Genomic DNA, 14,765 nt, shown 5'->3' with positions numbered 1-14,765 from the left:
CAGCGAGAAGGGCGGGCTCCCCACCGTGGGGAACCCGCCCTTCTTCGCGCCGGGGAAAGAGACGTCAGTTCAGGTAGCTGCCCTTCTTGTACTCTTCCCAGCTCATGTTCCAATCGGTCCAGCCGTTGCCGTTCTTCAGCTTCTCCTCGGTGCCGGTGACCGTGATCACGTCGCCCATCAGGGTCTTGCCGAACAGCCACTCACCGAGTGCTTCGGAGACGTTGACACAGCCGTGCGACACGTTGGTGTTGCCCTGCTTGCCTTCGGACCACGGGGCGGCGTGGATGAACTGGCCGCTGTAGGTGATCCGCTGCGCCCAGTCGATCGGCGTCTTGTAACCGTTCACCGGGTCCTCGTCGGTGGTGTCGAAGACGGTGTGCGCCGCCTTCTCCATCACGACCATGGTGCCGCTGGACGACGGGGTGGACTTCTTGCCGAGACTCACCGGGATGGTCTTGATGACCTTGCCGTCCTGCTTGACCGTCATCTTCTTGGTCTTGTTGGAGACCGTCATGATCATCTCGCGACCGATCTTCAGGTCGACGGTCAGGTTGGACCGGCCGTACCATCCGTCACCGATCTGCACGCCCTTGAGCTGGACGTTGTAGAAGATCTTGGTGCCGGCCTCCCAGTACGTCTTCGGCCGGTAGTGCACCTCGGTGGCGCTGATCCAGCGCCAGGTGCCCTCCTGGGCCGGCGTCGCGGTGACCGTCATCCGGCGCTCGACCTCGGCGCGGTACTTCTCCGGGATGGACCTGGCGAACTTCATGATCAGCGGCATGCCGACGCCGACGGTCTGGCCGTCGCCCAGGAAGCTCGTCACCCGGACGATCTTCGACGGCTCCTTCATCGTGGTGAAGGCGCTGCTGGTGGTGTTGGTCTTGCCCTCGGCCGCGGGGCTGGTGACGGTCACGGTGTACTTCGTGCCCCAGGCCAGCGAGTCACTCGGGACCCAGACGTTCTTGTCCTTGTCGAGGGTGCCCTTGACCTCGGTGCCCTTGGCGTTGGTGACGACGACGTCGGTGTTGGCCGGGTCCTCGCTGCTGTACTTCACCTCGGACCAGAGTTCGACACTCTTCGCGTCGGCCGCGGGTGACGTCACCGCGACGGTGCTCAAGGTCGGCTCGGGTGCCGCCGGGCCCGCCGAGGACGTGGTGGACTCGGTGTCGCCACCGCCCTGCCAGGACGCCTTGTCGCTGCCACTGCACGCAGCGGTCAGCAACAGCGTGCTGGCCAGCACAGCGGTCACGGCCAGGCGCAGACGCCCCCGGCCGGACCGTCTCGCAGACCGATTTCCATACATGTCCATGGTCCCCTCACGGCGTCGTTCTCCCCGGCGCCCAATAGTGCTCCACAAACAGCGTCCCACCAATCCCGGTTTTGTGCCGTGACCGGTCTGACGCCATCGATGTACCCCGCCGGGGAGACGAATCCACGAGGAGACTCAGAGAGCGCTGCCCTCTTTGAACTTCTCCCAGCTCACGTCCCACGGCGTCCAGCCGTTTCCGTAGGAGAGCTCGTCCCCGGTGCCCTTCACCACGACCGGGTCGCCGATCAGGGTGTTCTCGAACAGCCAGCGGGCGTTCGACGGGGACACGTTGACACATCCGTGCGACACGTTCGTGCGGCCCTGCGAGCCGGTGGACCACGGCGCGGAGTGGATGTACTGACCGCTCCAGGTCAGGCGCTGCGCGTACTCGATGTCGGTGCGGTAACCGGCGGCACCATCGGTGTCGGTGGTGTCGAAGACCGTCGCCGCCTTCTTCTCCATCACGACCATGTGGCCGCTGGAGGACGGGGTGCTCTTCTTACCGAGACTGACCGGCATCGTCTTGACGGTCGCGCCGTTCTTGAGGACGACCATCTTCTTGGTCTTGTTGTCGACGTTCATCTCGAACTTACGGCCGATCTTGACGGTGGCCGAGCGGTCCCGGTCACCGTAGATGCCCTTGCCGGTGGGCAGGCCGCCGACCGCGATGCGCACGGTCATCTCGGTACCGGTCTGCCAGTACTCCTCGGCGCGGTAATAGGCCTGGGTGCCGGCCGCGGTCCAGGACCAGACACCCTCCTGGGCCGGCGACGTCTCGACGAACATCCGCTTCTGCACGGCGGCCCGGTCGGCCTTCTTGATACCCGGGTTGAACTCGACGACCACCGGCATGGCGACGCCGTAGGTGTTGCCGTCGAACAGGTACAGACCGGTGCCGGTCCGCTTCCCCGGCTCACCCATCGTGGTGAACGACGTGGTGGCGGTGGTGCTCTGCCCGTCGGTGCCGGTGGCGGTGACCTTCGCCTCGTACTTCTGCTTGGTCTTGAGGGGCTTGGCCGGCACCCACGCGGAACCGTCCGCGCGCATCTCGCCGGCGACCTTCTTGCCCTTGGGGTCGGTGAGGACGACCGAGGAGACCGATCCGCCGTCGCTGACCGTCACCCCGATCTCGGCGCTGACCGGCACGTTCTTCTTGTCGGCGGCCGGGGTGACGGTCAGGGTGACCGGACCGGCCGCGGTGGTGCTCTCGGTGGCCGGTGCGCCGGAGGTGCCCGTGGAGGGCGCGACGGCGGCAGCCGGGTCGGCGAAGCTGGGTGGGGAGTCCTCGCTACAGGCGGCGAGGGAAGCGACCAGGCCTGTGGCGAGTATCGCCGCGAGGGTGCGGCGGAGGTGAACCATCGTCGGGCCCCGTTCTGGAGTTCTCGGCGCAGCCATCTTGACGCATGTGTGCAAGTCACGGGTCCCCCTTGTGGGGGTAACGGGCCGATTTTAAGGATCTTCTTAGACCGTGCTAGCGTTCATCTCGTTGCAAGGCCAGCGTCGCTAGCTCAACTGGCAGAGCAGCGGACTCTTAATCCGCGGGTTGTAGGTTCAAGTCCTACGCGACGCACCACCCATCACAGCCCCGTCCGTTTCGGACGGGGCTGTGATGTTTTCCGGGTCACCCCGATTAGCGAGCCGGCACGGCCGGGTGTTAATGTTCTCCAGGTCGAAAGGCGCCGCTAGCTCAACTGGCAGAGCAGCGGACTCTTAATCCGCGGGTTGTAGGTTCAAGTCCTACGCGGCGCACAGACAGTCAAAGGCCCTGATCCCAGATCAGGGCCTTTTTCCTGTTCCCGAGTGCTGTCAGCTCACGGTGAGCGCGGTGTCGTCGATGACGAACGACGTCTTCAGCGAGGAGTCCTCGGTCCCGGTGAAGGTGATGGTGACGGTCTGCCCGGCGTAGGCGGCCAGGTCGTACGAGCGCAGGGTGTAGGCACTGGCGTTGAGGTTGGAGAACGTCTGCAGCGTGGTGGTGCCGACCTTCACGGTCAGTTTGTCGTACTGCGTGCTGGTGGTCGTCTCCGCGGTGACGATCTTCAGATAGAACGACAGCGGGTAGGCGCTGCAGCCGGCCGGAACGGTCACCGACTGGGACAGGGTCTTGGTGTTCGTCGATCCGACGCCGCCGAGCCACGCGTCCCGGGTGCCGGTGCGGGGCGCCGCGTCACCGGTGTTCGCGCCGATCACCCCGGTGGTGGCGGTCCATGAGGTGGTCCCGTTCTCGAAGCCCTCGTTGCCGAGCTTCTGGCCGGCGCCGGTGCAGGTGCCGGCCCCGGTGACCGTCAGCGTGTACGAGGCACTGTGGGTTGCGGAGCCCGTTCCGGTCACCGTGATGGTGTACGAGCCGGCCGCGGCGGCCGTGGTGGTCGCGACGGTCACGGTCGACGACCCGCCGGACGTGACCGACGCCGGGCTGAAGCTCACCGAGACCCCGGCGGGGGCACCGGAACTCGTCAGCGCGACGGTCTGCGCACTGCCGGAGGTGGTGGCGGTGCTCACGGTGGCGGTGGCCGAGGAACCGGGGCTCACCGAGCCCGTGCTCGGGCTGAGCGACAGCGAGAAGTCGTTTGCCGTCGAGGTGGCCGTGGTGAGGGTCCAGAGGGCGTACAACTCGGCGTTGGCCCAGCGGCCCAGCGAGGTGGTGTTGATGTTCGACGGGTAGCTGTCGCAGGCCTTGTGGTAGCAGGGGTCGTAGGCCGCTCCGGCGGTGCCGCCCCACTTGGTGACCTGGGCGCTGGTCTTCGTGTAGCTGGCCCCGGTGGAGTTGATCGACGACGGGATGCCGGCGTTGCGGAACGAGCCGTCGTCGCTGCAGCACTCGGTCGAGGTCTCGGTGGGCACGTTGATCGAGGTGAAGTACTCGCGCAGCTTCACGGCGACGGCGTCGGTGCCGGTCACGAAGTAGCCGCCGTTGGTGGAGGCGATCATGTCGAAGGTGCCGTACGCCTTGATCGCGGTCTTCTGGGCGGTGGTCAGCGAGTTGACGTAGAACTTGGAGCCGATCAGCCCCTGTTCCTCACCGGCCCACCAGCCGAACCGCAGGTGGTTGGTCATGGTCGGGTTGTTCGCGGCGAGCTGCAGCGCGGCCTCCAGGAGCGTGGCCGTGCCGGATCCGTCGTCGTTGATGCCCGGACCGGCCGACACGCCGTCGGAGTGGGCCCCGAACATGTAGGTGTTGGCGGTGTCGCCGCCCGGCCAGTCGGCGATGATGTTCTTCGCCGAGCCGCTGCAGGTGGTGCAGGTCTGCACGGTGACGGTGTAACCGGCCGCCTGCAGTTTCTGCTGCAGATAAGTCGTCGTCGCGGTGTGCCCGGCCGTGCCGGTGGCCCGGTTGCCGCCGTTGCTGGTGGCGAAGTTCTGCAGCTGCTGCAGGTGGGCGTTGACGTTGGCGACGGCGACGGTCGGCGGCGCGGCCAGAAGGGGGGCGCTGATCGCCGGCGCGGTGGCGGCCGTCGACGGCAGGGCGCTGAGCGCCAGTGCCGCAGCCGTGAAGACAGCTAGGGCAGGTCCTGCCGTCACTGTTCTGAGTCTCATGGGGGGCTCCTCGGATCAAGGCCGATTTCACGGCTGGCCGTAGGAGAACAGGAACATGTCATCGGGCACAAGATATTGAAATGCTTATATCTCTAAGGTGCTCGGGTGGGGTACCGGAACCGGAACCGGCACATGACCGGGCAGTATCGTCGCGGCATGACCTGCGTTCTGCTCATTCCGGGGAGCACCCGGGACGGGTCCCTGCACACCGCCGCCCTGCGGACCGCGGCCCGCTTCGCGCCGCCGGAGATCACCACGATGTTGTACGGCGGACTGCGCGCGCTTCCGGCCTTCGCCCCCGGTGAGGCGGCACCCGCCGAGATCGTGGAGCTGCGCGCCCTGATCGTCGAGGCCGACGCGATCCTGTTCAGCACCCCGGAGTACGCGGGCTCGCTCCCCGGCAGCCTGAAGAACCTGCTCGACTGGCTGGTCGACGGCGGCGATCTGGAGGGTAAACCGGTCGCCTGGCTCTCGGTGGTCGGCCCCGGCCGGGACGACGGTGCCCGTGCCGCCCTGGAGTCGGTGCTGGGCCACGGCGGTGCCCGGGTGATGAAACCGGCTTGTGTCCGGATCCCGCTGGAGATGGCCGCGGTCGACGAATCGGGCCTGGTCACCGACGGCCGCCTGCACGTGGCCCTCGGCGACATGCTGCACGTGCTGATCCAGGCGATGGTCGAGACGCAGCCCAAACAGCCGTCCTGGCAGGTGCATTCGAGCGTCTACCCGGTGGTGGTGCAGCGGGGCGCCCGGCCCGGTTCGGCCTACGAGGGGCCGAGCGGGCAGAGCGCCCCGGAGTGGCTCAGCTGATCGCGCGGGCGGCCGTGCCGCAGGCTTGCGCCCCGATGCAGGTGGCCACGCCCCGCAGGGCGGTGCGCAGTTCGGCGAGCCGGGCGGCGGGGAGCGTCCCGGCCACGTTCGTCAGCATGTGCGGGTCGGCTCTGCGGTCGAAGTACTCCACGGTGCCGTCGACGTACTCGATGAAGGTGAACGTCGTGGTCCGCAGCGCGTCGTACGACGGTGGGATGTTCCGGCTGTCGGACTGGTAATCCGGGTCGGCGGGGTCGGTGGCCGGGTCGTGGTGCTCGATCAGCGCCGTGGCCCGCCAGTCGGCCGGGATCTCACCGGCGAGCAGCGGCTTGAAACTGCGCCCGTCGGTCTCGGCCGGTGCCGCCGCCCCGGCCAGGTCGGCGAAGGTGGGCCGGAAGTCGATGTTCTCCACGATCAGGTCGACACTGCGCCCGGCCTGGACACCGGCCCCGGCGACGACCAGCGGCACGTTGACGTCGGTGTCGAAGGCGGTCTGTTTGCCGGAGGGCAGCGCGTACTCGCCCATGTGGTAGCCGTTGTCCGAGCTGAACATCACCACTGTCTCGTCGGCGATCCCGGCCTTGGTGAGGGTGTCCCGCAGGGTGCCGATCATCTTGTCGACCGACTGCACCGACTGCACCCGTTTGCGGTACTCCACGTCCATCCGCTGTTTCTGCGCCTTGGTCAGCTTCATCCCGGCGGGCAGCCAGGTGGAGTTCGCCGGAACCTTGTCCCAGGCGGCGGTGTGCGGCAGCTTGAGGCCGGGGAAGAGGGCGGCGTCCCGCGGCGCCGGGGTGTACGGCGCGTGCGGCGCGTAGGTGGAGACCTCGATGATGAACGGCTGCCCGGTCGCCGCGGTGGTGGTGATGAACTTCGCGGCCTTGCCGGACAGCACGTCGGTCAGGTAGTCCTGCGGCGTGGCGCCGTACTTGACGACCTTGCCGTTCTCATTGAGGTCGTAGTTGAAGTTGTCGTAGGCGTTGCCGCCGACGGCCCACTCGTCCCAGCCCGGCGGCACGTACGGCTTACCGGTCCCCATTGTCGACTTGGCGAAGTACTCGTTCAGGTACTTGCCCATGAACGCGGTCCGGTACCCGGCCGTCTTCATGTCGGTGGCGTAGGTCGACTTCTCCTGGCCCCGGCTGTGGAAGAGCCGGAAACCGCCGTCCGAGCCGTGGTTCTTGATGATCCCGGTGTTGTGCGGGAACTGCCCTTTGAAGATCGACGCCCGGGACGGGCAGCACAGCGAGTCGGTCACCGTGTAGTTGGTGAACGTGGTGCCGTCCTGCTGGAGCTTGCGCACGTTGGGCATGTACTGCACGAGATCCATCGACAGGTCGTCGACCAGCACGAAGACGATGTTCGGCCGGGTCGGGGACGCCGGCGCGGACGGTGCCGGTGCCGAGGGGGAGGCCGATGCGGGCTGGGCCGCGGCGGGCCGGCCCGGGGGCTCGGCGCTCGCGCTGCAACCGGCCATGATCAGCAACGACGTTACGAGTGTGGTGTACCGGAAGGTGCGAAAGGACATGGCGGGGCGGCAACTCCATCGGCGTCGGGGACTCCAGGAGGGTAATCGGCCGACCTGAACGCGAGTCTCGCCAGGTTGCTTACCTGCAGTACAGATGATCATTAAGAAAACCTGAACGGACGCCCGGGGACGGCCCGGCGGGCGGATAGTGAACGCCTTCCCTGGAGGTGATCCGTACCAGTGGCCAGTTCCGCCTCACACCTGGCGTACGTGGTGATCGTCGTGGCGTCCGCCGAGCCCCGGCCGCGCCGCCCGTGGCAGCCCACCGCCCGCCGTCCGCACCTGCCGATCCGGCCACCCCGATCACCCCGCCGCCGCCCGGTCTGACCTCGCGCAACACGCCTCTCATCCTCGACGCGACAGCGGACGCACGGCGAAACACGCGGCATATTCCCGCGTAACGATCCGTCGTTAGCGTCGGGCCCTCGTTGAGGGAAAGAGAGCATCGCGTGAACGCGAACATAAATCGGCGTGCCCTGCTCCGAGGCGGCGCCGGCCTGGCCGGTCTCGGCGTCGCCTCGGTCCTGCTGGCCGCCTGTGGCGACGACTCCGACGCGGAGCCGGCCACCGGTGGGGCCAAGTCGTTCGGCGAGCTGAACTACCAGCTCTCCTGGATCAAGAACGTCGAGTTCGCCGGCGCCTACATCGCCGACACCAAGGGTTACTACACGGCGGCCGGGTTCAGCGCGGTCAACCTGATGTCCGGTGGCCCGAACGTCAGCCAGGACGCCGTCGTCGCCTCCGGCAAGGCGCTGGTCGGCATCTCCTCGCCGGACATCACCGCGGCCGCCATCCTCAAGGGTGCCGACCTGGTGATCATCGGCGCGCAGTACCAGAAGAACCCGTTCGCGATCGTCAGTCTCAAGGACACCCCGCTCAACACGCCGCAGGACCTGGTCGGCAAGAAGATCGGTGTGCAGGCCACCAACGAGCCGGTGTGGAACGCCTTCCTCAAGGCCAACAACATCGACCCGGCCAGCGTCACCAAGGTCCCGGCCCAGTTCGACCCGACACCGCTGGTCTCCAAGGAGGTCGACGGCTGGTTCTCGTTCTTCACCAACGAGCCGAACCTGCTCAAGATGAAGGGTGTCGAGACCGCGGTCATGCTCCTCAACGACCACGGCTACCCGATGGTCTCCGAGGTCTACGTGGTCAAGCGCTCCAGCCTCACCGAGAAGCGCGACGCCTTGAAGGCCCTGCTGGTCGCCGACATCAAGGGCTGGACCGACGCGCTGGCCGACCCGGCGCTCGGCGCCAACCTGGCCGCCACCAAGTACGGCAAGGACCTCGGCCTGGACGAGAAGGAGCAGGTGCTCGAGTCCACCGCGCAGAACACCGTGGTGCAGACCGACGACACCAAGGCGAACGGCCTCTTCACCATCACCGATGAGCACGTCGAGCAGACCATCGCCACACTGGCCCTGGGTGGCGTGACGATCACCAAGGAGAAGCTCTTCGACCTCTCGGTGATCACCGAGGTGTACGCCGAGAACCCCACCCTGAAGTGACCACCGACGGATCCGGCCGGGGGATCGTGCTGCGCAAGCTCAGCAAGCGCTTCACGATCCGCCGGTCCACCGTGACGGCCCTGGACGAGGTGGACCTGGACACCCCCGCAGGGGCGTTCGTCGCCCTGCTCGGCCCGTCCGGCTGCGGCAAGTCGACGATCCTGCGGATCCTCGCCGACCTGGAGCAGCCCACCTCGGGCGAGGCTCTGGTGCACGGCGAGGACCCGGCCGCCACCCGGCGCAACCACCGTCTCGGCATCGCGTTCCAGGACGCGGCACTGCTGCCGTGGCGGTCGGTGGTGGCCAACATCCGGCTGCCGCTGGAGGTCAGCGGCGTCAAGGTGCCCGACTCGACGATCACCGACCTGATCAGACTGGTCGGGCTGGAGGGCTTCGAACAGGCCCGTCCGGCGCAGCTCTCCGGCGGCATGCGGCAGCGGGTGGCGATCGCCCGCGCCCTGGTCGTCGAGCCGAAGATCCTGCTGCTCGACGAGCCGTTCGGCGCGCTCGACGAGATGACCCGGCAGCGCCTCAACCTGGAACTCCAGCGGATCTGGACCGAGCGGGCCACCACCACCCTGCTGGTCACCCACTCGATCGCGGAGGCGGTGTTCCTGTCCGACACGGTGGCCGTGATGAGCGCCCGCCCGGGCCGGATCGTCGCCCAGGTGGACATCGACCTGCCCCGGCCGCGCACCCCGGAGATGATGCGTACGCCTGAGTTCCATGCGCTGGAGGACAAGCTCAGCGCCCTGCTCTTCGGAGAAGGGACATGAGACAGCGCTGGTACGGGGTGGCCGGCATCGCCGGGCTACTGGCCGTGTGGGAGGTGGTCGGCCGGACCGCCGGAGTGGAGAGCCGGACCGTCCCGCCACCCACCGCCATCCTGCGGCAGCTGGGCACCGACGGTTTCGCCTTCTACTGGCCCAATGTGGAGACCACGCTGCGCGAGGCGGGGCTCGGCTGGCTCTGGGGCAACGCCATCGCCGTCGTGCTCGCCGTCCTCTTCGTGCAGATCCCGCTGCTGGAACGGGCCCTGCTCCAGCTCGCCCTGGTCAGTTACTGCCTGCCGGTGATCGCGATCGGCCCGGTGATGGCGGTGCTGTTCAGCGACGACACCCCGAAGGTGATCCTGGCCGCCATCTCGGTCGTCTTCACCACCCTGGTCGGCGCGCTGGTCGGGCTGCGCAGCGCGGACCGGACCAGTCTCGACCTGGTCCGGGCCTACGGCGGCGGCCGGTGGACCGAGCTGTGGCGGGTGCGGTTGCGGGCCAGTCTGCCGAGTCTCTTCGCCGGGCTGCGGATCGCGGCGCCGGCCGCCATGCTCGGCGCGATCATCGGCGAGTACCTGGGCGCCGAATCCGGACTGGGAGTCGCGATGATCAACTCGCAGCAGAGCCTGGCCGTCGAACGGACCTGGGGGATCGCGCTGGTCGCGACCGCCCTGTCCGGCGCCGCTTACGGCCTGACCGCCCTGGTGGGCCGCCTGCTCACCCCCTGGGCCCCGAGGACGGCACGATGACCGCCCCGGCCGCCACCCCGCTCGACCGGCACGTCACTCGCCGGGCCCTGCTGCGCCTCGCCGGTGGTCTCGGCGGCGCGCTGCTCTCGATCGCGGTGATCTGCGGGGTGTGGCAGCTACTGGTCAAGGGCTTCGCCCTGGACCCGTTCCTGACCCGTGGACCGGTCGACGTGTGGAATTACGTCACCGACCCGGCCAACGGCGCCGAGCGCACCCTGCTCCTGGACGCCTCCCGGGTCACCGCCGTGGACGCGCTGCTCGGGCTGGCCGGCGGGGCGGTGGCCGCCCTGGTCACCGCGATCGCCTTCGCCCTGTGGCGCCCGGTCGAGCAGACCCTGCTGCCGGTCGCGATGGCGTTGCGCGCGGTGCCGTTGGTCGCGATGACCCCGCTGATCGCGCTGATCTTCGGGCGCGGCCTGCTCGCGGTCACCGTGATCGCCGGGATCGTCACGTTCTTCCCGGTGCTGGTCAACGTGTCGCTGGCGCTGCGGTCGGTGCCGAGCGTGTCGCTGGACCTGATGCGGGCGTACGGCGCCTCGCCCTACGCCACCCTGCTGCGGGTGCAGTTGCCCGGTTCGCTGCCGTCGCTCTTCGCCGCGCTGCGGGTGGCGGCACCGTTGGCCCTGGTCGGCGCGCTGCTGGCCGAGTGGCTGGCCACCGGGAAGGGGCTGGGCTATCTGATGCTGGCCTCGGTGACCACGTTCGAGCTCGATCGCATGTGGACCGGAGTGACCATCGTCACAGTGGCGTCGATCGGGCTGTACACCCTGATCAGTGTCATCGAGCAGCTCACTCTGGCCCGCTATGCCCCGGAGGTGCACGGCCGCGCCCTGTGAACGGGACCACCGGGAGCCGTACCGCCGCGTAGTGTCGGTTTTAGGTTCCCGGCGGCCCGGAGGGGCGAAATGATCGATTTCACCGATCAGGCGTTCATGAACGATCCGCACCCGGCCTATGCGGACATGCGCCGCACCGGTCCGGTCCGCCGCGTCGAGTTGCCCAGTGGCCTGAGCGCCTGGCTGGTGACCAGGTATGACGACGGTCGCCGTGCTCTGGCCGACCCACGACTGTCCAAGTCGATGCCGGCGGCCGGTGCGCAGTCCGGCCTCACCGCGGCGATCTCCCGGCACATGCTGGCCGCCGACCCACCGGACCACACCCGCCTGCGCCGGCTGGTGTCGGCCGCCTTCACGGCCCGCCGGATCGAGGCGCTCCGCCCGCGGATCGAGGAGATCGCCACCGGCCTGCTCGACGCGGTCAAGGGCGAGGACGAGATCGAGCTGATCGACGCGTTCGCCTTCCCGCTGCCCATCCAGGTGATCTGCGAGCTGCTCGGGGTGCCGGCCGCCGACCGCGACGACTTCCGTGAGTGGTCCACCGTGATCGTCACCGGTTCCCTGGCCGGTGACCGGCTGGGCCCGGCGATCCAGGAGATGGTCGCCTACATCGGCAAGCTTCTCGCCGACCGCCGCGAGCACGGCGGCGACGACCTGCTGACCGGCCTGATCCAGGTGCGCGACGCCCAGGACCGGCTGACCGAGGAGGAACTCTCCTCGATGGTCTTCCTGCTGCTGATCGCCGGGCACGAGACCACCGTCAACCTGATCGGCAACGGCGCCTACCTGCTGCTGCGCGATCGCGAGCGGTGGGAGCGGCTGCGATCCGACCGGGGGCTGCTGGACACCGCGATCGAGGAGTTCCTGCGCTTCGAGGGGCCGGTCGAGACGTCGACCTTCCGGGTCGCCTCCGAGCGGCTGGAGATCGGCGGTGTCACGATCGAGGCCGGTGACCCGGTCATCGTCTCGCTGCTCTCCGCCAATCGGGACGGCGACCGTTTCCCCGGCGCCGACGACCTCCAGCTGGATCGCCCGAACAACCCGCACCTGGCCTTCGGGCACGGTATCCACTACTGCCTCGGTGCCCCGCTGGCCCGGCTGGAGGCGCGGATCGCGTTCACCGCCCTGCTCGACCGCTTCCCCGATCTGCGGCTCGCCGTCGAGCCGGAGGAACTGCGCTGGCGGCCCGGCATCCTGCTGCGTGGCCTGTGGGAGCTGCCGGTCCGGCTCTGACCCGCAGCCGGGGACAGGTTGTCCCCGGATAACCATGGCCTTCATCCGGCCGGCGGTCCGGGCCAGACTCGATCCATCGAGCCGCACCGCGGGGAGGAGGATCAGGGACATGGACCGGGCACAGCTGGCGGACTTCCTCCGCACCCGCCGGGAGTCGACCCAGCCGGAGGACGTGGGCCTGCCCCGTGGGGCGCGCCGGCGCACCGGCGGTCTGCGCCGTGAGGAGGTCGCGGCGCTCGCCGGGATGTCGGCCGACTACTACGGGCGGATCGAGCAGCAGCGCGGCCCGGGCCCGTCCGAGCAGATGCTCGGCGCCCTGGCCCGGGCTCTGCATCTGAGCCTGGCCGAGCGGGACCATCTGTTCCGGCTCGGCGGGCACCCCACTCCGCAGCGGGTGTCCCGGGACGAACACATCAGCCCCGGCATGATGCGGATCGTCGACCGGCTCGGCGACACCCCGGCCATCGTCCTCTCCCGGTTCGCCGAGACCCTGCTCCAGACACCACCGGCGCTGGCCCTGCTCGGTGACGAGACCCGGTTCACCGGCCTGGCCCGCAGTTCCTGGTTCCGCTGGTTCACCGACCCGGTGTCCCGGCGGCTCTATCTGGCCGAGCACCACGAGCGGCAGTCGCGGATCTTCGCGGCCCAACTGCGGGCGGTGTACGCGGTGGTCCCGGACGGCCGGGCCGGTGCGATCGTCGCCGCCCTGGCCGGGACCAGTGCCGAGTTCGCGGCGATCTGGGCCGAGCACGAGATCGGCCTGACCTACCCCGGCTCCAAGACGTTGCTGCACTCCGAGTTGGGGGCGCTCGACCTCTTCTGCCAGACCCTGCACGACCCGGAGCAGTTTCAGACCCTGCTCGTCTTCACCGCGGCGCCCGGCTCACCGAGCCACGAGAAACTCCAACTGCTCGCCGCCGTCAGCTCCTGATCCACCTCGAACCCATAGAAAGGCACCACCATGTCCAAAATCGCCCTGATCACCGGTGGCAACCGCGGACTCGGCCGGGCCACCGCCCTGGCGCTGATCGAGTCCGGAGTCGAGGTGATCTACACCCACCGCGGCGACCCCGGCGAGAAGATCGACGCCGTGGACCTGCCGCTGACGGTCGGCGACCTGGATTCGTACGCCGCATTCGAAGTCGCCCTCCGGGCCGTCCTCGCCGACCGCTTCGGCCGCACCGATTTCGACTTCCTGGTCAACAACGCCGGCGTCGGTCACGCCGCCACGATCGCCGACACTCCGGTGGCGGCCTTCGACGAACTGTTCGACGTGCACTTCCGCGGCGTCTTCTTCCTGACCCAGAAGCTGCTGCCGCTGATCGCCGACGGCGGCCGGATCGTGAACCTCTCCACCGGCCTGACCCGCTTCACCGGCGAGGGCGTCTATGCCGCCTACGCCTCGATGAAGGGCGCGGTCGAGGTCTTCACCCGGTACCTCGCCAAGGAGGCCGGCCCGCGGGGCATCACCGCGAACGTGGTGGCGCCCGGCCCGACGGCCACCGAGTTCGGCGGCGGTCACCTGCGCGACAACGATGGCGTCCGGGCACACCTCGGCGGCCTGACCGCGATGGGCCGGGTCGGTGAGCCGGCCGACATCGCCGGGGTGATCACCGCCCTGCTCGGCCCGGGCACCGGCTGGGTGACCGGCCAGCGCATCGAGGCGTCCGGCGGCATGCTGCTCTGAGGTCAGACGACTCCCAGGTCACGCATCCGGCGGATCTCGCCGACCTGCTCGACCGCGGTCTCGTTGGCCCACTCGGCCAGGGTCAGGTCGGAGCCCTGTTTCAGGACGGTTCCGACCATGGTCTGGGCGCCGAAGTGGTGTTCGATCATCATCGCGACGAACTGCCGGTCGAAGTCGGCGCCGGTGGCGGCCTTCAGCGCGGTCATCTTGTCGGCCGGTTGCATGCCCGGCATGGTCGCGTGGTCGTGCGCGGGGTTCGACTCGGGCTGGCCCCGGTCGGCCAGCCAGGTGCGCAGGGTGCTGATCTCGGGGGCCTGCGCGGCACTGATCCGGGAGGCGATGTTGCGGACCCCGTCGTTCGCGGCCCGATCGGGTGCCAGATCGGCCATTTCGATCGCCTGAGCGTGGTGGACGATCATCATTTGGGCGTACGCCACGTCGGCCTGGTTGTAGCGCGGCTGCTCGGGAGCCTGGACGTTGTCCGCGTCGGTGACCGTCGCCGACTCGCCGGGCCTGCCCGGGATGAGCACCCGGACCGCTGATGAGGAGGGGTCGGGTGCGGCGACCGGCTCGGTTCTGCCGGAGGCCCGCGCCAGCACGGCGACACCGACCGCACTGCCGAGTGCCAGAGTTGCGGCGGTCAATGCCCATGCGCGTCGGTGTTGCATGTATTTCCTTTCCGGCGGGCGGCACCCACAAACGGTCTGACACGGTTATCGTAACGATCGACATCGCTGTCACCGGGGGTGTTGGCGACACGACTCGCCGTGCCTCCGGTGCTCCGCAGCCGGAAGGAGC

The 14,765-nt window shown here is 68.7% G+C and carries 14 protein-coding genes and 2 tRNA genes; 11 read left to right on the top strand and 5 right to left on the bottom strand.

Features of this window, described 5'->3' with window-relative positions; genetic code table 11:
• Positions 1–64: 64 nt before the first annotated feature.
• Positions 65–1,309, bottom strand: a complete 1,245-nt coding sequence (locus BLU81_RS28255) for a L,D-transpeptidase (protein ID WP_092547781.1) — start codon at positions 1,307–1,309, stop codon at positions 65–67.
• Between the two features lie 135 nt (positions 1,310–1,444).
• Positions 1,445–2,668 carry a L,D-transpeptidase gene (locus BLU81_RS28250; protein ID WP_092547775.1) on the bottom strand — a complete coding sequence of 408 codons (1,224 nt, stop codon included), beginning with the start codon at positions 2,666–2,668 and terminating at the stop codon, positions 1,445–1,447.
• Between the two features lie 138 nt (positions 2,669–2,806).
• On the opposite strand from BLU81_RS28250, the gene BLU81_RS28245 reads away from it, so the two are divergent.
• Positions 2,807–2,882, top strand: a tRNA-Lys gene (locus tag BLU81_RS28245).
• A gap of 103 nt (positions 2,883–2,985) precedes the next feature.
• A tRNA-Lys gene (locus BLU81_RS28240) sits at positions 2,986–3,058 on the top strand.
• A 57-nt stretch (positions 3,059–3,115) separates the two neighbouring features.
• On the opposite strand, the gene BLU81_RS28235 is transcribed toward BLU81_RS28240, so the two are convergent.
• The gene (locus BLU81_RS28235) at positions 3,116–4,846 is read right to left on the bottom strand and encodes a M20/M25/M40 family metallo-hydrolase (protein WP_092547764.1); all 1,731 of its coding nucleotides are present in this window, start codon (positions 4,844–4,846) and stop codon (positions 3,116–3,118) included.
• A 156-nt stretch (positions 4,847–5,002) separates the two neighbouring features.
• Here BLU81_RS28235 and BLU81_RS28230 point away from each other — a divergent pair, with 156 nt between their 5' ends.
• A complete protein-coding gene (locus BLU81_RS28230; RefSeq protein ID WP_092557759.1) occupies positions 5,003–5,653 on the top strand; it encodes an NADPH-dependent FMN reductase in 651 nt (216 codons plus the stop codon).
• Here BLU81_RS28230 and BLU81_RS28225 read toward each other — a convergent pair.
• Positions 5,646–7,181, bottom strand: coding sequence for a sulfatase family protein (locus tag BLU81_RS28225; protein WP_231953553.1), 1,536 nt, complete (start codon positions 7,179–7,181; stop codon positions 5,646–5,648). The two genes, BLU81_RS28230 and BLU81_RS28225, sit on opposite strands and share 8 nt — an antisense overlap.
• Positions 7,182–7,361: 180 nt before the next feature.
• Here BLU81_RS28225 and BLU81_RS48655 point away from each other — a divergent pair, with 180 nt between their 5' ends.
• The 8 genes from BLU81_RS48655 (at position 7,362) to BLU81_RS49295 (ending at position 13,967) form a co-directional block, all read left to right on the top strand.
• The gene (locus BLU81_RS48655) at positions 7,362–7,508 is read left to right on the top strand and encodes a hypothetical protein (protein ID WP_157751816.1); all 147 of its coding nucleotides are present in this window, start codon (positions 7,362–7,364) and stop codon (positions 7,506–7,508) included.
• Positions 7,509–7,630: 122 nt separating this feature from the next.
• On the top strand, positions 7,631–8,689 hold the full coding sequence (locus BLU81_RS28220) for an ABC transporter substrate-binding protein (protein ID WP_092547762.1): 1,059 nt from the start codon (positions 7,631–7,633) through the stop codon (positions 8,687–8,689).
• Positions 8,686–9,465, top strand: coding sequence for an ABC transporter ATP-binding protein (locus BLU81_RS28215; protein WP_092547760.1), 780 nt, complete (start codon positions 8,686–8,688; stop codon positions 9,463–9,465). The genes BLU81_RS28220 and BLU81_RS28215 overlap by 4 nt, the downstream gene beginning before the upstream one ends.
• Positions 9,462–10,211 (top strand): ABC transporter permease, encoded by a 750-nt coding sequence (locus tag BLU81_RS28210; RefSeq protein ID WP_092547754.1) that lies wholly within the window; start codon positions 9,462–9,464, stop codon positions 10,209–10,211. The genes BLU81_RS28215 and BLU81_RS28210 overlap by 4 nt, the downstream gene beginning before the upstream one ends.
• The gene (locus BLU81_RS28205) at positions 10,208–11,047 is read left to right on the top strand and encodes an ABC transporter permease (protein WP_092547752.1); all 840 of its coding nucleotides are present in this window, start codon (positions 10,208–10,210) and stop codon (positions 11,045–11,047) included. Before BLU81_RS28210 ends, BLU81_RS28205 begins: the two co-directional genes overlap by 4 nt.
• 69 nt (positions 11,048–11,116) lie before the next feature.
• Positions 11,117–12,280, top strand: coding sequence for a cytochrome P450 family protein (locus tag BLU81_RS28200; protein WP_197685994.1), 1,164 nt, complete (start codon positions 11,117–11,119; stop codon positions 12,278–12,280).
• A 109-nt stretch (positions 12,281–12,389) separates the two neighbouring features.
• On the top strand, positions 12,390–13,211 hold the full coding sequence (locus tag BLU81_RS49300; RefSeq protein ID WP_172890641.1) for a helix-turn-helix transcriptional regulator: 822 nt from the start codon (positions 12,390–12,392) through the stop codon (positions 13,209–13,211).
• A 30-nt stretch (positions 13,212–13,241) separates the two neighbouring features.
• Positions 13,242–13,967, top strand: a complete 726-nt coding sequence (locus tag BLU81_RS49295) for an SDR family NAD(P)-dependent oxidoreductase (protein WP_172890640.1) — start codon at positions 13,242–13,244, stop codon at positions 13,965–13,967.
• Positions 13,968–13,969: 2 nt separating this feature from the next.
• Here BLU81_RS49295 and BLU81_RS28190 read toward each other — a convergent pair whose 3' ends face one another.
• A complete protein-coding gene (locus BLU81_RS28190; RefSeq protein WP_092547750.1) occupies positions 13,970–14,635 on the bottom strand; it encodes a DUF305 domain-containing protein in 666 nt (221 codons plus the stop codon).
• Positions 14,636–14,765 lie beyond the last annotated feature (130 nt).

The organism is Actinoplanes derwentensis (assembly GCF_900104725.1).
Lineage (GTDB): Bacteria > Actinomycetota > Actinomycetes > Mycobacteriales > Micromonosporaceae > Actinoplanes > Actinoplanes derwentensis.
Note: the sequence above shows the minus strand (reverse complement) of the source record. Positions and strands in the feature narration are given on the sequence as shown.